General features: G+C 72.4%; 17 protein-coding genes. 13 read left to right on the top strand and 4 right to left on the bottom strand.

Features of this window, described 5'->3' with window-relative positions; all coding sequences use genetic code 11:
* Window positions 1-54: 54 nt before the first annotated feature.
* Complete coding sequence (locus ACFVFQ_RS04200; RefSeq protein WP_383408318.1) at window positions 55-708, bottom strand: DUF4360 domain-containing protein; 654 nt, start codon at window positions 706-708, stop codon at window positions 55-57.
* A gap of 275 nt (window positions 709-983) precedes the next feature.
* Here ACFVFQ_RS04200 and ACFVFQ_RS04195 point away from each other — a divergent pair, with 275 nt between their 5' ends.
* Window positions 984-1541, top strand: a complete 558-nt coding sequence (locus tag ACFVFQ_RS04195) for a Uma2 family endonuclease (RefSeq protein ID WP_383408315.1) — start codon at window positions 984-986, stop codon at window positions 1539-1541.
* Window positions 1542-1578: 37 nt separating this feature from the next.
* Here ACFVFQ_RS04195 and def read toward each other — a convergent pair whose 3' ends face one another.
* The gene (def, locus tag ACFVFQ_RS04190) at window positions 1579-2199 is read right to left on the bottom strand and encodes a peptide deformylase (protein WP_383408311.1); all 621 of its coding nucleotides are present in this window, start codon (window positions 2197-2199) and stop codon (window positions 1579-1581) included.
* 180 nt (window positions 2200-2379) lie between these two features.
* Here def and ACFVFQ_RS04185 point away from each other — a divergent pair, with 180 nt between their 5' ends.
* Window positions 2380-2970 (top strand): helix-turn-helix domain-containing protein, encoded by a 591-nt coding sequence (locus ACFVFQ_RS04185; RefSeq protein ID WP_383408307.1) that lies wholly within the window; start codon window positions 2380-2382, stop codon window positions 2968-2970.
* A gap of 79 nt (window positions 2971-3049) precedes the next feature.
* On the opposite strand, the gene ACFVFQ_RS04180 is transcribed toward ACFVFQ_RS04185, so the two are convergent.
* Window positions 3050-4426, bottom strand: coding sequence for an MFS transporter (locus ACFVFQ_RS04180; RefSeq protein WP_383408304.1), 1377 nt, complete (start codon window positions 4424-4426; stop codon window positions 3050-3052).
* 209 nt (window positions 4427-4635) lie between these two features.
* On the opposite strand from ACFVFQ_RS04180, the gene ACFVFQ_RS04175 reads away from it, so the two are divergent.
* The 11 genes from ACFVFQ_RS04175 to ACFVFQ_RS04125 all read left to right on the top strand — a co-directional run bounded on the left by ACFVFQ_RS04175 (window position 4636) and on the right by ACFVFQ_RS04125 (window position 14704).
* Window positions 4636-6120 (top strand): aldehyde dehydrogenase family protein, encoded by a 1485-nt coding sequence (locus ACFVFQ_RS04175; protein ID WP_383408302.1) that lies wholly within the window; start codon window positions 4636-4638, stop codon window positions 6118-6120.
* A gap of 58 nt (window positions 6121-6178) precedes the next feature.
* Window positions 6179-7111: a VOC family protein gene (locus tag ACFVFQ_RS04170; protein WP_383408299.1), complete on the top strand. Its 933-nt coding sequence runs from the start codon at window positions 6179-6181 to the stop codon at window positions 7109-7111.
* On the top strand, window positions 7108-7917 hold the full coding sequence (locus ACFVFQ_RS04165) for an aspartate dehydrogenase domain-containing protein (protein WP_383408296.1): 810 nt from the start codon (window positions 7108-7110) through the stop codon (window positions 7915-7917). The genes ACFVFQ_RS04170 and ACFVFQ_RS04165 overlap by 4 nt, the downstream gene beginning before the upstream one ends.
* A complete protein-coding gene (locus ACFVFQ_RS04160; protein ID WP_383408293.1) occupies window positions 7914-8696 on the top strand; it encodes an alpha/beta fold hydrolase in 783 nt (260 codons plus the stop codon). Before ACFVFQ_RS04165 ends, ACFVFQ_RS04160 begins: the two co-directional genes overlap by 4 nt.
* A 9-nt stretch (window positions 8697-8705) precedes the next feature.
* Window positions 8706-9227 (top strand): cupin domain-containing protein, encoded by a 522-nt coding sequence (locus ACFVFQ_RS04155; RefSeq protein ID WP_383408290.1) that lies wholly within the window; start codon window positions 8706-8708, stop codon window positions 9225-9227.
* Window positions 9220-9984: an SDR family oxidoreductase gene (locus tag ACFVFQ_RS04150; RefSeq protein WP_383408287.1), complete on the top strand. Its 765-nt coding sequence runs from the start codon at window positions 9220-9222 to the stop codon at window positions 9982-9984. Before ACFVFQ_RS04155 ends, ACFVFQ_RS04150 begins: the two co-directional genes overlap by 8 nt.
* A gap of 17 nt (window positions 9985-10001) precedes the next feature.
* Window positions 10002-10784: an SDR family oxidoreductase gene (locus tag ACFVFQ_RS04145; protein ID WP_383408284.1), complete on the top strand. Its 783-nt coding sequence runs from the start codon at window positions 10002-10004 to the stop codon at window positions 10782-10784.
* A gap of 10 nt (window positions 10785-10794) precedes the next feature.
* Window positions 10795-12420: a thiamine pyrophosphate-binding protein gene (locus tag ACFVFQ_RS04140; RefSeq protein WP_383408281.1), complete on the top strand. Its 1626-nt coding sequence runs from the start codon at window positions 10795-10797 to the stop codon at window positions 12418-12420.
* Window positions 12421-12535: 115 nt separating this feature from the next.
* Window positions 12536-13435 (top strand): PDR/VanB family oxidoreductase, encoded by a 900-nt coding sequence (locus ACFVFQ_RS04135; RefSeq protein ID WP_383408945.1) that lies wholly within the window; start codon window positions 12536-12538, stop codon window positions 13433-13435.
* A gap of 20 nt (window positions 13436-13455) precedes the next feature.
* A complete protein-coding gene (locus tag ACFVFQ_RS04130) occupies window positions 13456-13680 on the top strand; it encodes a recombinase-like helix-turn-helix domain-containing protein (protein ID WP_383408278.1) in 225 nt (74 codons plus the stop codon).
* A gap of 1 nt (window position 13681) precedes the next feature.
* Window positions 13682-14704, top strand: a complete 1023-nt coding sequence (locus ACFVFQ_RS04125; RefSeq protein ID WP_383408275.1) for a Rieske 2Fe-2S domain-containing protein — start codon at window positions 13682-13684, stop codon at window positions 14702-14704.
* 16 nt (window positions 14705-14720) lie between these two features.
* On the opposite strand, the gene ACFVFQ_RS04120 is transcribed toward ACFVFQ_RS04125, so the two are convergent.
* Window positions 14721-15254, bottom strand: coding sequence for a MarR family winged helix-turn-helix transcriptional regulator (locus tag ACFVFQ_RS04120; protein ID WP_383408272.1), 534 nt, complete (start codon window positions 15252-15254; stop codon window positions 14721-14723).
* Window positions 15255-15266 lie beyond the last annotated feature (12 nt).

Below are 15266 nucleotides of genomic sequence, written 5' to 3'. Positions count from 1 at the left end.
CAGCGTACGGGCCCCCGGCCTACGGCGATCCGGCCAACTCGCTGCGGATGAACGCTACTTCGACGCCGGGCACTTCTTCCACGCGAAGTGGTACAGGGTGTTGATGCTGCCGTCGGTGGAGTCCATCGTCATGTAGCTGGTGCTCTTGGGGTCCGCCGCGGACCCGTCCAGTCGTAGTTCGGTGTTGATGTTGAGGTAGCGCTCCTCGCCACAGGGCGCGTAGACCAGGGCGTCGAGGTCGGTCTCGTCCGAGGTCTGCCAGTTGTCGCTGTACGGGCCGGCGAACGAGTGTGCCTTGTGCGCCGTCTCCGGCTGGCCCTGGAAGTAGTAGTTCGCCTGCTCAAGACCCTTCGCCCCCTGGGCGAGCGAGGCGTAGCCGCGGTAGTCGGCCCGGGCGATGGCGTAGGTGAAGCCCTGGGGGACGTGCACGTTGAGGGCGATCTGACAGTTCTTGCGGGCGTCGGTCGGCTTGCTGGCGCCGCCCACCTGGGCGAGGTACTCGCTGTAGGTGACGGTGAAGGCGGTGTTGTCAGGGGCGACCGCCACGGCGGCGCTGCCGGGTCTGCATCCCGAGCCGTTGACCGTGGCCACGTCGATGGTGATGTTGCCGGTCGGCGGGTCGTCGCCGAACCGCAGGGGTGTGGTGGGGGATGCCGATCCGAGGAGCAGGACTGCCGCTGCGGCACCGGTGCTGAGGGCGCTGAGCATGGCTCTTCCTTCCGGTCGTCCTGGACCCGCGGCGCGGGCACACCAGGAGTGGATGACGACCGCATGCCAGCACGGGAACCTCGGCTTGCACAGCTCCGCTCCCGAGGATTGGGGCGAAACTACGCCTTGATTCAGACGCCCGGCAGGGGAGCGCGGGCGCGGCGGGTGTGGGGTTGCCGGCCAGGTGACCGCGGTGCGCCCGTCGACCCGCGCTCACCCGCGCCGGGGCGTTAGGTTGAGGGCGCAAGCCGCCCCCGCGCCCTAGGACGGTTCTGGTGAGTGACGTGCCCGTCGACTACAGCAACGGCATCGACCCCGAACGTGCCCTGAAATACGCCATCCAGCACCTCAAGGACGACCGGGCGGAGATCATCGAGGGGGTCATCGACGCCGCGCCGCCCGACTGGGACCACGAGGCCGTCGCCGACGCCCTCCGCGAGCAGATCCGCGCCCGGGCGCGGGAACTGGGCTGCGTGATCGGCTCCGGCGACCTCGACCTCCCCGGCTCGGCGAACTGGTATGTCCCCGACCTCGCCGTCGTCCCCGCCGCCGCGGCGAAGGGCGGCGCGGCGCTGCTGCCGTCCGACACCCTGCTCGTCGTCGAGGTCACCTCGGGGGCGGACGAGGACACCGACCGGGTCGTCAAGCGCCAGCGCTATGCGGAGTACGGGGCGCCGCTCTACCTCCTGGTCGACCGTCAACAACGGTCCCTGACGCTCTACTCGGACCCGGGCCGTCTCGGCTACGCCCGGACCGACGGCCCGCACCCCTACGGGGCGCCGGTCCGCATCCCGGCCCCCTTCGACATCGACCTCGACACCGGGGGCCTCTGAGCCCGTCCGGGGGAGAGGCGAGAGGGCGTCGGCGGCACTACCTTCCCAGGCCCGCCGTCTTGCTGGCCCGTAGGGCGAGGACCTCCGCCCTACGGGTCGTCATCTGCCGCAGCGCGTCCTTGCGTTCGCGCGCGGAGAGCCGGTCGAGATAGGTGTGCCCCATGAGGTGGTCCGTCTCGTGCTGGAGACAGCGGGCGAAGTAGCCCGTGCCCTCGATCACCAGGGGCCGCCCGTCTTGGTCGACACCGCGGGCCACGGCCCGGTCGGTGCGCGGGACGTCCATGGTGGCGCCGGGGACGGACAGGCACCCCTCGGCGTCGTCGATGAGCCGGCGTTGGCCGGCCTCGGGGAGTTCGAGGACCGGGTTGATGAGGTGGCCGACGTGTCGGGTGCCGTGGTCGTCGGGGCAGTCGTAGACGAAGAGCTGGAGGTCGACCCCGACCTGGTTGGCGGCCAGGCCGGCGCCGTCGGCGATGTGCATGGTCAGGAACAAGTCGTCGATGAGCGCGGCGAGTTCGGGGGTGCCGAACTCGGTCACCTCGCGGCACGGACGGCTCAGGACCTCCTCGCCCACCTCCGTGATCCGGCGCACCGACCCGCGCTCGGCCTCCGGCGGCAGCGCGGGGTAGGAGTTGGCCGGAGCGCCCTGGACGCGCACGGGGGCAGGCCGGAGGGCAGTGGATGGGCGATCGAGGGCGGTGGGTCGGTGGTCGTGGTGCGGCATGGCTGTCCCCCTGGTGTTGGGCGTGCGGAGCTCGCGTGAGGCGTTCCGCGGTGTCGCGCGGGTGTTGAACGACCGGGCTTGCGCGGCGCTTTGCAAAGTAGCAGACTTTGCAAAGTGACCGAAGAAGACCTCAATGCCCCGCCCAGCACGACCTCGCCGACCGAGGCGGGGCTGCCCCAACACGAGGTCCGCACGGCCCTGTTGGAGCTGCTCGCCGAGGTGGGCACCGTCACGGCCACCGAGGCGGCCGCCCGGCTCGGCTACAGCTCCGGCCTCTGCTCCTTTCACCTGCGCCAACTCGCCCGCCACGGCCGGATCGAGGAGGCCCCGCAGCACGGCGGCCGCGCCCGCCCCTGGCGACTGCGGCGGCCCACCCCCGAGGCCGGCCCGGCCGCGGAGGACTTCGGTGAACTCGCCCGCGGGCTGGAGGACGAGAGCTGGCGGCGCTGGCTGGAGCGGCGGGACGAGGCGCCCGCCGCATGGCGTCGGGACGAAGCCTTCAGCGCCATCGCCTATCTGACGCCCGAGGAGATGAGCCGGGTCGCCGATGCGGTCCGCAAGGCGCTCGCCCCGTACCGCGAGCGCGAACAGCGGCCGCTGGCCCGGCCCGACGGCGCCCGCCCGGTGGCGCTGATCACCCGGCTGTTCCCGCTGTTCGACGAGGCGGCCGGGCGGCCGACGAGCGACGCGGACGAGGACCGGTGACCGGTGACCGGTGACCGGGCCGACCGTCACGCGCCGCGGGCGGCTTGGGGCCTGTCCGATGGTCAGGGCCGGACAGACCCTATGAGTTGAGGTCCTCCAACGTCCGCCCCTTGGTCTCGACGGCGAACAGTGCGATGACCGCACCCACTGCCGCCACGCCCGCCAGCTGGGCGAAGACCGCCGCCAGGCTGCCGCCCGCCGCCAGGATCGCCCCGACGACGATGGGCCCGAGGATGACGCCCGCCCGGTTCCACAGCCCGCCGAAGGCCGCACCCCGGGCGCGGTTGCGCGTTGGGTACAGCTCGGGGGAGTAGAGGTAGAGCGCGGCGTTGATCGCGAACACGAAGAAGGTGGTCCCGGACGCGAAGACCGCGACCTGCCCGCCAGAGACGGCCCCGCTCAGCGCGAGGGTCGCCAACGCCAGCGCCGCCCCCGCGAACCCGACGATCAGCGCCGGCCGGCGGCCGACCCGGTCGATCGTCAACGCCACCACCAACGTGCCGAGCAGACCGGTGACATTGCCGAGCAGCGTGTAGCGCAGCGCGGTGGTGAGGTCCAGGCCGAAACTCTTGGTGTAGAGGGACGGCAGCCAGGTGGCGATGCCGTAGTTGACGTAGTAGCCGACGAACCACAGGCCGGAGACGACCGCCGTGCGCCGCAGCGAGCGCCCGACGAACAACTCCCGCAGGCTGCCTGGCGCGCTCTCCTCGACCGTGGTCGTCGGCGCCGGCTCGGGCAGCGGTGCGCGGGTGGCCCGTGTCACCTCCAACTCGATGCGGTCCAGCGCGCGTTCGGCCTCCTCGATCCGGCCGCGCGCCAGCAACCAGCGCGGCGACTCGACGACGTGCCGGGGGAGTGCGGCGGCGAGCAGCACGGGGAGTGCGCCGGCCACGAACATCGCCCGCCAGCCGAGGTGCGGGACGACCCAGACGGCGACCAGGCTCGCGGCGGTAAGCCCGGCCGGGAAGATCATCTCGTAGAGGAGCACAAAGCGGCCGCGGCGGTCCGAGCGCGCGATCTCGCTGATGTAGGTGGCGGCGACCGGGACCACGCCGCCGATGCCCAGGCCCTGGACGAACCGGAAGAGCGCGAAGAGTTCGATGTTCCCGGCGAGGGCGACGGCCAGGCTGGCGAGCGCGGTGACCGCGACCCCGAGAGCCACGGTGCGCACCCGCCCGATCCGGTCGCCGAGCGAGCCGGCACCCAGCGCGCCGAGGAGCATGCCGACCGAGCCGGCGGTCACCGCGAGGGTGGCCGCTCCGGTCGTCAGATGCCAGTCCCGTTGCAGCACGGGGAGCGCGGAGGCGGCCATCAGTTGGTCGAACGCCTCGAAGAAGGTGACGGCGCCGATCAGGCAGCGGACCTTGACGTGCCAGCGGGACTGCGGCAGTCGTTCGAGCCTCGCGGCGATCGATCCCGCCGGTCCCACACCGGGCCGGCCGGCGACAGTCGTCATCGGGGTTCCTTCCGCGAGAGAGAAAGTTGCGGCGACAGTAGGGATAGTTGCCTAAGCGGTCAATGGTTAAGAGCAAAAGTATTTTTCGGTGCCGCGGGTCTTGCCCGATGGATGTTTAAGCCCTTAGCTTTCAAGCGCTCCGAGTGGCAAGGGCGCCGCGCCCAGGGCCCCGAGCCGCCCCATCCATCGACCGGTCCCGGAGGTCCGCCGTGCCCCGATTCTCCACCGACATCCTGATCGGAGGAGAGTGGCGCCCCGGCCAGGGTGCCCCGCTCGTGACCACGAACCCGGCCACCGGCCAGGCCCTCGCCACCCTCAACGCCGCCTGTCCGGCCGACGTGGACGAGGCCGCCCGCGCCGCTGCCCGCGCGGCAGCGGACCCCGCCTGGCGCGACCTGTTGCCTCATCAGCGTGCCCAAGTGCTCTCCCGCATAGCCGAGTTGGTGGAGGAGGCCGCGGGCGAGCTGGCCGCCGTCCAGACCGCCGACACCGGCAAGACCCTCGCCGAGACCAAGGCGCTCGCGCTCAGCGCCGCCGCGACCTTCCGCTACACCGCGGCCGCGTTGGAGACGGCCGAGGAGGCCCTCACCCCGTCGCGCGGCGCCTACGTCACGATGAGCCGCTACGAGCCGATCGGCGTGGTCGCGGCCATCAACCCCTGGAACTCGCCGGTTGCCAGCGATGCACAGAAGATCGCCCCCGCGCTCGCCGCCGGCAACGCCGTCCTCCTCAAACCCGCCGCGTGGACACCGCTCACCTCCCTCGCCCTCGGCCGGCTGATCACCCGCGCCCTGGACGAACGCGCCCTGCCCGCAGCCCTGTTGTCCGTCCTGCCCGGCAGCGGGCGGGTGGTCGGCGACGCGATCGCCACCCACCCTCTCGTCGGTCGCATCGGCTTCACCGGCGGCACCGAAACCGGCCGCGCCATCGCCGCCGTCGCCGCCCGCAAGCTGATCCCGGTCTCGCTCGAACTGGGCGGCAAGTCGCCGACCATCGTCCGCGCCGACGCCGACCTCCAACAGGCCCTGGCCGGCGTGCTGTTCGGGATCTTCTCGGCAACCGGTCAGTCCTGCATCGCCGGCTCCCGGCTGTTCGTGGCGCGCGAGATCTATGCGGAGTTCGTCGGCCAACTCGTGGAGCGGGCACGGGCGTTGCGCGTCGGACCCGGCACAGACCCGGACACCCAGGTCGGCCCGCTCGTCCACCATGCGCACCGGGACGCCGTCGCCGCGTACGTCGACCTCGCCCGCGCGCAGGGCGGCCGGGTCCGGTGCGGCGGCGCCGCGCCCGAGGGCGAGGCGTACCGCGACGGCGCCTACTACCTGCCCACCGTCATCGACGGCCTCCCCAACACCGCCCGGGCCTGCCAGGAGGAGATCTTCGGCCCCGTCCTGATCGCCCTGCCCTACGACGACGAGGACGACCTGGTCCGCCAGGCCAACGACTCGGTGTACGGCCTGGCGTGCGGCATCTGGACCCGCGACCACCGGGCCGCCTGGCGACTGGCGCACCGCATCGAGGCGGGCACCGTCTGGATCAACACCTACAAGCAGTTCAGCATCGCCACCCCCTTCGGCGGCATGAAGGACAGCGGCCTGGGCACCGAGAAGGGCCGCGACGCCATCCGCGCCTACCAACGGCAGAAGTCCCTGTACTGGAGCACCTCCGACGCCCCCCTGCCGTGGGCCGGCTGAGCCCCCGACCAGACACAGTCCGCAACACCCCGCCGTCACCCAGCCCCCGGAGACGCCCATGACCCCGCCGCCCATCGCCCGACTACGCGCCCTGCGCGCGGTCGAACTGCTCACCCCCGCCTTCGCCGAGGCCGCCGACTTCTACGCCCAGGCATGGGGGCTCACCGTCGTCGAGTCCGCCCCCGACGCCGTGTGGCTGCGCGGCACCGGCGAGGAGCACCACGCGCTCCAACTGACCCGCTCCCACCGCATCGGCCTCGGCCGGCTCGCCTTCGCCGTCGCCACCCCAGCCGAAGTCGACGAGGCCGCCCGCCGGCTGCACGCCCGCGGCATCACCCCCGTCACCCCACCCGGCCGCCTCGACCAGGTCGGCGGCGGCTACGGACTGCGCTTCACCGACCACGAGGGCCGGCTGGTCGAACTGACCGCCGAAACCTGGGCCGTTGCACCCCGTGGCCGTCAGGAGGCGGTCCCCGTCGGGGTCACTCACGCGGTGCTCAACACCACCGACATCGACGCCTCCGTCGCCTTCTACCGCGACGTGCTCGGCCTGCGGGTCTCCGACTGGTCCGAACACCAGATGGCCTTCCTGCGCTGCAACGCCGACCACCACTGCATCGCCTTCAACCAGGCGGACTGGGCCTCGCTCAACCACATCGCCTACGAGATGCCGTCGCTCGACCACTTCATGCGCGGCCTGGGCCGGCTCCGCCACCACGGCATCACCCCCCAATGGGGCCCCGGCAGGCACGGCCCGGGCAACAACACCTTCTCCTACTTCACCGACCCCTCCGGCCTGGTCTGCGAGTACACCTCCGAGGTCGCACAGGTGGTGGAGGACCGCTGGATCGCCAAGGTGTGGCGCCGCACCCCCGAACTTTCCGACCTGTGGGGCACCGCGGGCCCGCCCTCGCCGGAGATCCGCCGCCACATGGCCGGCACCCCCGACCCCGGACCGCTCGCCGCCCCCACCAAGGAGACCACCGCATGACCGCCGGCACCCACCGGACCCGCCGGATCGGACTGATCGGCTGGGGCGCCATCGGCCGCGTCGTCGGCACCGCCCTCGCCCAACACTCCCTACCCGGCGCCGAGTTGACCAGCATCGTCGACAACCACCCCCTCGGCGACAGTGCCCCGGCACCGCACGTCACCTTCGAGGAGGCCCTCCGACGCTGCGACCTGATCGTGGAGGCCGCCGGCCCGGGCGTCGTCCGCGAGTGGGGCGAGCGCGTCCTGCGCTCCGGTACCGACCTGCTGATCGCCTCCGCCGGCGCACTCACCGACGAGGACCTCGCCAAGCGCCTGCACGCCGCGGGCCCCGGCCGGTTGTACGTCACCGGCGGCGCCGTGGGCGGCCTCGACCTCCTCCAGGCCGCCCGCTCCCTCGGCCCGCTCCACGAGGTCCGATTGACCACCACCAAACTGCCCACCACCCTCGAACAGCCCTGGATGGACGAGGAGTTGCTGGCCCGGCTCCGCACCGCGACCGGACCGGTCGAGGTGATGACGGGCACCGCCCGCGACATCCCAGGCAAGTTCCCCCAGTCGACCAACGTCGCCGCCACCCTCGCGTTGACCGTCGGCGACCCGGACGGCGTACGCGTCACCATCGTGGCCGACCCCGCCGCCCACCACACCAGGCACGTCATCGAAGCCACCGGCACCCACGGGACGTACCGCTTCGACGTGGCCCACCGGCCCGACCCGCACACCCCCGCGACCAGTCAGATCGTGCCGCACGCCGTGCTGCGCAGCCTGGCCGCCCTCACCGGACGGACGGGGCAGATCCTGTGACCGCCGCCGTGCACCTCGTCGAGGCCGGCGACCGCGGCCCCCTGCTGCTGTGCCTGCACGGCATCGGCTCCTCCGCCGCCGCCTTCGCCCCCCAACTCGCCGCACTGCAACGACACGCCCGGCTCCTCGCCTGGGACGCCCCCGGATACGCCAAGTCCCCCGATCCCAAAGCCCCGTTCACCCTCGACGACTACGCCGACACCGCCGCCGACCTCCTCCGCGCACGGGGCCAAAGCGCCCATGTCCTCGGCGTGTCCTGGGGCGGAGTGATCGCGCTGCGACTCGCCGTCCGCCACCCCGCACTCGTCGCCTCCCTCATCGTCGCCGACTCCAGCGTCGGATCCGGAGCCGATCCGGCCAAGGCGGCCGCGATGCGCGCCCGGGCCGCCGAACTCGCCGAGCTCGGCCCCAGGACCTTCGCCCAACGCCGCGCCCCCCGCCTGCTCTCCGGCCAGGCACCCGCCGCCCTCGTCCAGCGCGTCACCGACACCATGGCCGACGCGATCCGGCTGCCCGGCTACGGCCATGCCGCCGCCTCGATGGCCACCGCCGACCTGCGCGCCGAACTCCCCGGGATCGCCGCGCCCGCCCTCGTCCTCTGCGGCGACCAGGACCGCATCACCGGCCCCGACGCCTCCCAGGCACTCGCCGGCGCCCTCCACAAGGCCGCCTACGTGATCGTCAAGGACGCCGGTCACCTGGCCAACCAGGAGCAACCCGCCCGCTTCAACGCCTGGGTGCTCTCCCACCTCAGCATCACCGACCACCTCCCCGCATAGGAGCCCACCATGCCGCTGACCACCACCGCCTACGACAACGGCGGCGACCTCGCCGCATACACCGACTCCCTCATCGCCACCAAGGACTCCCGCGAGCCCGACTGGCACACCCTCGCCTTCCAGACCAAGGCCGGCGACCAGTACCGCCGCGCACAGATCCGCTACGTCGGCTCCGGCGCCACCGGCAACCACGAGGGCGACCGGCGCATCCTGCCCTCCGGCGGCTTCACCTTCTCCAACATGCTGCTGCCGCCGGGCGCCGAGGGCCCCGAGCACACCCACCACGACGTCGAGGAAGCCTTCTTCGTCCTGGAGGGCCGGGTGCGGGTCGGCATCCACCGCGGCGAGGACGAGGTGGAGTACCGCACCCTCGGCTACCGAGACATGATCGTCGTCCCGGCGGGGGTGGCCCGCTCGCTGAAGAACGAGGGCGACACCGACGCCCTGTTCTGCGTCATCATCGGCACCCGCAAGCCCCAGGTGCCCACCTACCCCGAGCACTCGCCGATGCACGGAATCACCCGTGACTGAGCGGCCCCCGGCCGGCCAACGGACCGTCGTCGTCACCGGGGCGGGCCGTGGCCTGGGACTGGCCCTCGCCCGCCGCGCCGGCCGGGACGGCTTCCGGGTCGTCCTGGCCGAGTTGGCGGGGGAGCGGGGCCGGAGCGCCGAGGCGCGACTGCGCGCCGAGGGCATCGACGCCCACCACACCCACTGCGATGTCGCCGACCCGGAGTCGGTGGCACAACTAGCCCTCTTCGTACGGGAATTGGGCCCGCTCTACGGGCTGGTCAACAACGCGGCGCTCGCCAACGGCGTGGGCGGCAAGGAGTTCCACGCCCTCACCGTCGAGGAGTGGGACCGGCTGATGACGGTCAACGCGCGGGGCCCCTGGCTGGTCGCCAAGACCCTGCTGCCGCAACTCCTCGCCCACGGCGGCCCCGGCCGCATCATCAACCTCGCCTCCGACGCCGCCCTGTACGGCTCCCCACGCCTGGCCCACTACGTCGCCTCCAAGGGCGCCGTGCTCGCGCTGACCCGGGCCATGGCCCGCGAACTCGGCGACCGCGGCATCACCGTCAACGCCCTCGCCCCGGGCCTGACCGAGTGCGAGGCCACCGAGACCGTGCCCGCCGAACGGCACGCCCTCTATCGCACCCACCGCGCCATCTCCCGCCCCCAACAGCCCGACGACCTCACCGGCACCGTCGCCTTTCTGCTCGGCGAGGAGTCCCGCTACCTGACCGGACAGGTGATCGCCGTCAACGGCGGCTTCACCATGCACTAACGAAGGAGACCACCGGCATGGACCTGGGCCTCGCCGACCGCACCATCCTCGTCACCGGCGGCAGTTCGGGCGTCGGCCTGGCCACCGTCCGCGTCCTCCTCGACGAGGGCGCCAACGTCGCCGCCTGCGGCCGCGACGCCGAGCGGCTGGCCCGCGCGGCCGCGACCCTCGACCGCGACCGACTGCTGACCGGCGCGTGCGACGTGCGGGACGCCGACGCCGTCCGGGCGTTCACCGAGCGCGCCGCCGACACCTTCGGCGGCCTCGACGGACTCGTCAACAACGCCGGCCAGTCCCGCATGAAGAACCTGGACGAGTCCACCGCCGACGACTGGCGCGACGAACTGGAGCTCAAGTTCCACGGCGTCCTCAACCCCCTGCACGCCGCCCGCCCCCACCTGGCGGCATCCTCCGCACCCAGCATCGTCAACGTCAACGCCGTCCTCGCCAAACAGCCCGAACCCCGCCTGATCACCACCAGCGCCGCCCGAGCCGGCATTCTCAACCTCTCCAAGTCACTGGCCACCGCACTGGCCCCCGAAGGCATCCGGGTCAACTCCGTCTGCCTGGGCCTGATCGACACCGGCCAATGGACCCGCCGGCACGCCGCGGCCCACACCCCACAGACCTACCAGGACTGGCAGAGCCACCTCGCCACCGACCGCGGCATCGCGCTGGGCAGGCTCGGCCGCGCCGAGGAGGCCGCCTACGCCATCGTCACCCTCCTCTCGCCCCGCGCCTCCTACATCACCGGCACCAGCATCGACGTCTGCGGCGGCGTCGGCCGCTCCATCCTCTGAGGAGAGCCCCATGCGCTACCCCAACGGAGGCGATCTCCTCGTCGCCGTCCTACGAGAACTCGGCATCGACACCGTCTTCGGCATCGTCAGCGTGCACAACCTGCCGCTGGTTGAGGCCGTCGACCGCGCACTGCGCTTCGTCCCCGTACGCCACGAGGCGACCGCCGTCAACGCCGCCGACGCCCACGGACGCGCCCGCGGCACCATCGGCTGCGCCCTGACCTCCACCGGCACCGGCGCGGGCAACGCCGCCGGCTCGCTCATCGAAGCGCTCAGCGCCGGCACCGCCGTCCTGCACATCACCGGCCAGGTGGAGCGCCACCACCTCGGCAGCGGCCGCGGCGCCATGCACGAGACCAAGGACCAACTCGGCATGCTGGCCGCGGTCTCCACCCACGCCGCCACCGTGCCCTCCGCCGCCGACGCCGGCCGCACCCTGCGCGACGCCGCCCGCGCCGCACTGACCCCACCCCGCGGCCCCGCCAGCGTCGAATGGCCGATCGACCTCCAATACGCACCCCAGACCGACACCCCGGCCCCCTCCCCGACCTACCGACCACCCACCCCCACCCCGGACCAACTGGCCTCCGCAGGCGCCCTGTTGGCCTCCGCCCGCCGCCCCCTCATCTGGGCCGGCGGCGGCGCGACCCGCGCCCGCACCCCGCTCACCGACCTGTTGACCGCCACCGGCGCCGGACTGCTCACCTCCAACTCCGGCCGCGGAACCGTCCCCGAGGACCACCCGCACGTCATTGGCAACTTCGCCACCACCCCCGCGGCCCGCGCCCTGCTCGCCGACGCCGACGTGCTGCTGACCGTCGGCACCCACTTCCGCTCCAACGAAACCGCCGACTACGCGCTCGAACTCCCCGCCGCCCACGTGCAGATCGACCTCGACGCCGCCGCACTGGGCCGGGTCTACCCCACCTCACACCCCCTGCACGGCGACGCCACCGACACCCTCACCGCGCTGCTGCCGCACGCCACCCGGGCCGACCTCGCCTGGACCGACCGGATCACCACCGTCCGCACTGAGGTGCGGGCCGCACTGCACGACACCATCGGCCCCCAGGCAGCGATCTGCGACGCGCTGCGCGCCGCACTGCCGCGCAATGCCGTCGTCGCCCGCGACGTCACCATCCCGTCCAGCAGCTGGGGCAACCGCCTGCTGGAGCTCTACGACCCGCGCGACAACGTCTTCCCCCGCGGCGGCGGCATCGGCCAGGGCCTCGGCATGGGCATCGGCGCCGCCCTCGCCCGCCCCGAAACCCCCACCGTCGTCCTCGCCGGCGACGGCGGCCTCGCCGTCCACCTCGGCGAACTCCTCACCCTCGCCCAGGAATGCCCCCGACTCACCCTCCTCGTCTTCAACGACGGCGGCTACGGCGTCCTGCGGAACATGCAGGACGCCCACCGCGAGCGCCGCTCCGGCGTCGACCTCACCACCCCCGACTTCGCCCAACTCGCCGCCGCCTGTGGGTTGTCCTACCGACGGATAGCCACCGCAGCGGACGCCCGCCCCGCGCTCGACGCGGCGCTCGCGACGGACGGGCCGGTGCTCGTCGAGGTCGACCTGACGACACTGGGTCCGATGAAGAACCCGTTCACCCCACCCGTGAAGATCCCGGGACAGTGAGGAGCCGGCCGAGATGCCCCGACCACCATCCGAAATTCCCCGTCAGCCCTCCGAAACGGCCCAGCAGTCAACCGAGTTGGCCGAGGCGGCGCCGCTGCGCCTGACCGTCCACCGCATGACCTGGGAGGCCGACGGCGTCCTCTCACTCGAACTCGTCCACCCCGACCGCAAACCCCTCCCCGCCTGGACCCCCGGCGCCCACCTCGACATCGAGATCGACGGCCGGACCCGCCAGTACAGCCTCTGCGGCGACCCCCAGACCCCCACCACCTACCGCATCGGCGTGCTCAACGAACCCTCCTCACGCGGCGGTTCGCGCTACATCCACACCCAACTGCGCCCCGGCCACACCCTCACCGCCTCCACGCCGCGCAACCACTTCGCCCTGGAGGACGCCCCCGGCTACCTCTTCGTCGCCGGCGGCATCGGCATCACCCCCCTCCTCGCCATGGCCCGCGAGGCGGCCCGACGCGGCACCGACTGGCGTATGCTCTACGGCGGCCGCAGCCGCGCCTCGATGGCCTTCGCCGACGAACTCGCCGCCCTGGGAGGCGAGGTGACCCTCGTCCCGCACGACGAAGACGGACCCCTCGACCTCGACGCCGCCCTCGCCCCCCTGCCCGCCGACACCCTCGTCTACTGCTGCGGCCCCGAACCCCTCCTGGCCGCCATCGAAGCCAGGTGCCCCGCCGAGCGCCTGCGCCTGGAACGCTTCGCCCCGCGCCCCGCCCAACACGCCGGCCAGGACGCCGCGTTCGAGGTCGAGTGCCGCGCCTCCGGCCGCACCCTCACCGTCGACGCCGACACCTCGATCCTGCAAGCCGTCGAGGACGCCGGACTGGCCGTCAACAGCTCCTGCCGGGACGGCATTTGCGGCACCTGCGAGACCCGGGTGCTCGCCGGCACCCCCGACCACCGCGACTCCCTCCTCAGCGCAGCCGAACACGCCGCGAACGCCACCATGATGATCTGCGTCTCGCGCAGCGCGACCCCCCGCCTCGTCCTCGACCTGTGACCCCACCGCCGGAGGCCCCCATGACCACCCCCTGGCCCCACCTCGACCCCCACCAGTCCCGCACCCACGAACCCACCCCCTACGAACGCAGACTCGCCGCCACCCTGGAACAGGTCTTCACCCAGGACGGCCACGAACTCAACGACGTCATCGCCGGGTTGAACGCACGTCAGGTACCCGCACCCGACGGAACCCCGTGGACCGAAGAGTCCTTCCGCGCCGAGATGCACCGCCTGGGAGCCTGAGATGCCGCTGTCCACCACCGACACCGCCGCGCACATCTACGCCAACGGCCTGCGCAACCAATGGCACCCCGTCGCCCCCTCCGCCTCCCTCGCCCCCGGCGCCATGCGCAAGATCACCGCCCTCGGCGAACCGTGGCTGCTCTTCCGCCGCGCAGACGGCGCCCCCGCCCTGCTCGCCGACCGCTGCCCGCACCGCGGCGCCCCACTGTCTTTGGGCAAGCACCTCGGCGACCGCGTCGCCTGCTGGTACCACGGCGTCGAGGTCGAGACCGACGGCACCGTCTCGTCCGTTCCCGGCCTGCCCGGCTGCGCCCTCGAAGGCAAGAAGCTGGTCCCCTCGCTCCCGGTCCGCGAGGTCGCCGGCGCGATCCTCGCCTACTTCGGCGACGACCAACACCCCGAACCCGTCCCCCTCACCCTCCCCGAACCCCTCGACGACCCCGACATCGAACCGATCCTCTGCTACGCCGAGTGGAACGCCCCCTGGCGCTACGTCATGGAGAACCTCCTCGACCCCATGCACGGCGCGTTCCTGCACCGCGAGTCGCACACCATGTACGACGGCGACACCACCGCCAAGTTCCGCATCCGCGAGACCGACCGCGGCTACTTCTTCGAGAAGACCGACCAACGGGGCGTCAACTTCGACTGGGTCGAGCTGTGCCGCACCGGTGTCGACTGGGTGGACCTGACCATCCCGTACCCGCCCTCCGCCGGACCCGGCGGCCCCTTCGGCATCGTCGGCATGACCTGCCCGGTGGACGTTGAACGGACCGGCGTCTTCTTCTGGCGCTACCGCCGCGTCCAGGGCTGGCAGCGCGACACCTGGCGCTTCCTCTACAAGACCCTCATCGAGGAACGGCACTGGGAGGTCCTCGAACAGGACCGGACCATGCTCGAAGCCATGCCGACCGACGCCGACCAACACGAGAACCTCTACCAACACGACCTCGGCGTGGTCCGACTGCGCCGCCTGTACTGGGCCCAGGCCCAACAACAGGCCACCCCCGCCACACCCGAGTGACGCCAGGCACGTGCCGTCAGTCGGGCACGTCCTCGTCCGCCGCCAGGATCGAGTGCTCCAGCTTGCCCAACAGCCGCGCGAGCTGGCGGCACTCGGCCGGCGACATCCCGCCCAACATCCGCCGCTCGTTGTCCAGATGCTCGGCAAACACCTCGTCCACCACCGCCAGTCCCTCGTCGGTGAGACGTGAATAGACCACCCGACGGTCCTCCGCGTCCCGCTCCCGCACGATCAGCCCGTCCTTCTCCAGGCGGTCGATGCGCAAGGTGACCCCGGCGGACGACACCAGCCCCGAATCGGCGAGCTGGCCCGCGGTCAACCGGTACGGCCGCCCCGACCGCCGCAGCGCGGTCAACACATCGAAGCCGGCCACCGAGAGACCATGACGCTCGATCGACGCCGTGAGCCGGGTGCTGTACCGCAGGAACGAACGATGCAGCCTGGCCAGCACCTCCAACGGAGCGGTGTCCAACTCCGGGCGCTCCCGCGCCCAGTCCTCGATGACCTTCGCCACGGCATCCCCACCCGCCGTCGCCCTGCGCTGCGCCATCCCGTCCCCTCA

The sequence above is a fragment of the Streptomyces sp. NPDC057743 genome, from assembly GCF_042798755.1.
GTDB lineage: Bacteria > Actinomycetota > Actinomycetes > Streptomycetales > Streptomycetaceae > Streptomyces.
Note: the sequence above shows the minus strand (reverse complement) of the source record. Positions and strands in the feature narration are given on the sequence as shown.

Bases quoted from the DNA above. Each gene is read 5' to 3' on its own strand.
- ACFVFQ_RS04200 (WP_383408318.1), bottom strand. From the start codon at position 708: ATGCTCAGCGCCCTCAGCACCGGTGCCGCAGCGGCAGTCCTGCTCCTC.
- ACFVFQ_RS04180 (WP_383408304.1), bottom strand. From the start codon at position 4,426: ATGACGACTGTCGCCGGCCGGCCCGGTGTGGGACCGGCGGGATCGATC.
- ACFVFQ_RS04170 (WP_383408299.1), top strand. From the start codon at position 6,179: ATGACCCCGCCGCCCATCGCCCGACTACGCGCCCTGCGCGCGGTCGAA.
- ACFVFQ_RS04165 (WP_383408296.1), top strand. From the start codon at position 7,108: ATGACCGCCGGCACCCACCGGACCCGCCGGATCGGACTGATCGGCTGG.
- ACFVFQ_RS04155 (WP_383408290.1), top strand. From the start codon at position 8,706: ATGCCGCTGACCACCACCGCCTACGACAACGGCGGCGACCTCGCCGCA.
- ACFVFQ_RS04145 (WP_383408284.1), top strand. From the start codon at position 10,002: ATGGACCTGGGCCTCGCCGACCGCACCATCCTCGTCACCGGCGGCAGT.
- ACFVFQ_RS04140 (WP_383408281.1), top strand. From the start codon at position 10,795: ATGCGCTACCCCAACGGAGGCGATCTCCTCGTCGCCGTCCTACGAGAA.
- ACFVFQ_RS04135 (WP_383408945.1), top strand. From the start codon at position 12,536: ATGACCTGGGAGGCCGACGGCGTCCTCTCACTCGAACTCGTCCACCCC.
- ACFVFQ_RS04130 (WP_383408278.1), top strand. From the start codon at position 13,456: ATGACCACCCCCTGGCCCCACCTCGACCCCCACCAGTCCCGCACCCAC.
- ACFVFQ_RS04125 (WP_383408275.1), top strand. From the start codon at position 13,682: ATGCCGCTGTCCACCACCGACACCGCCGCGCACATCTACGCCAACGGC.
- ACFVFQ_RS04120 (WP_383408272.1), bottom strand. From the start codon at position 15,254: ATGGCGCAGCGCAGGGCGACGGCGGGTGGGGATGCCGTGGCGAAGGTC.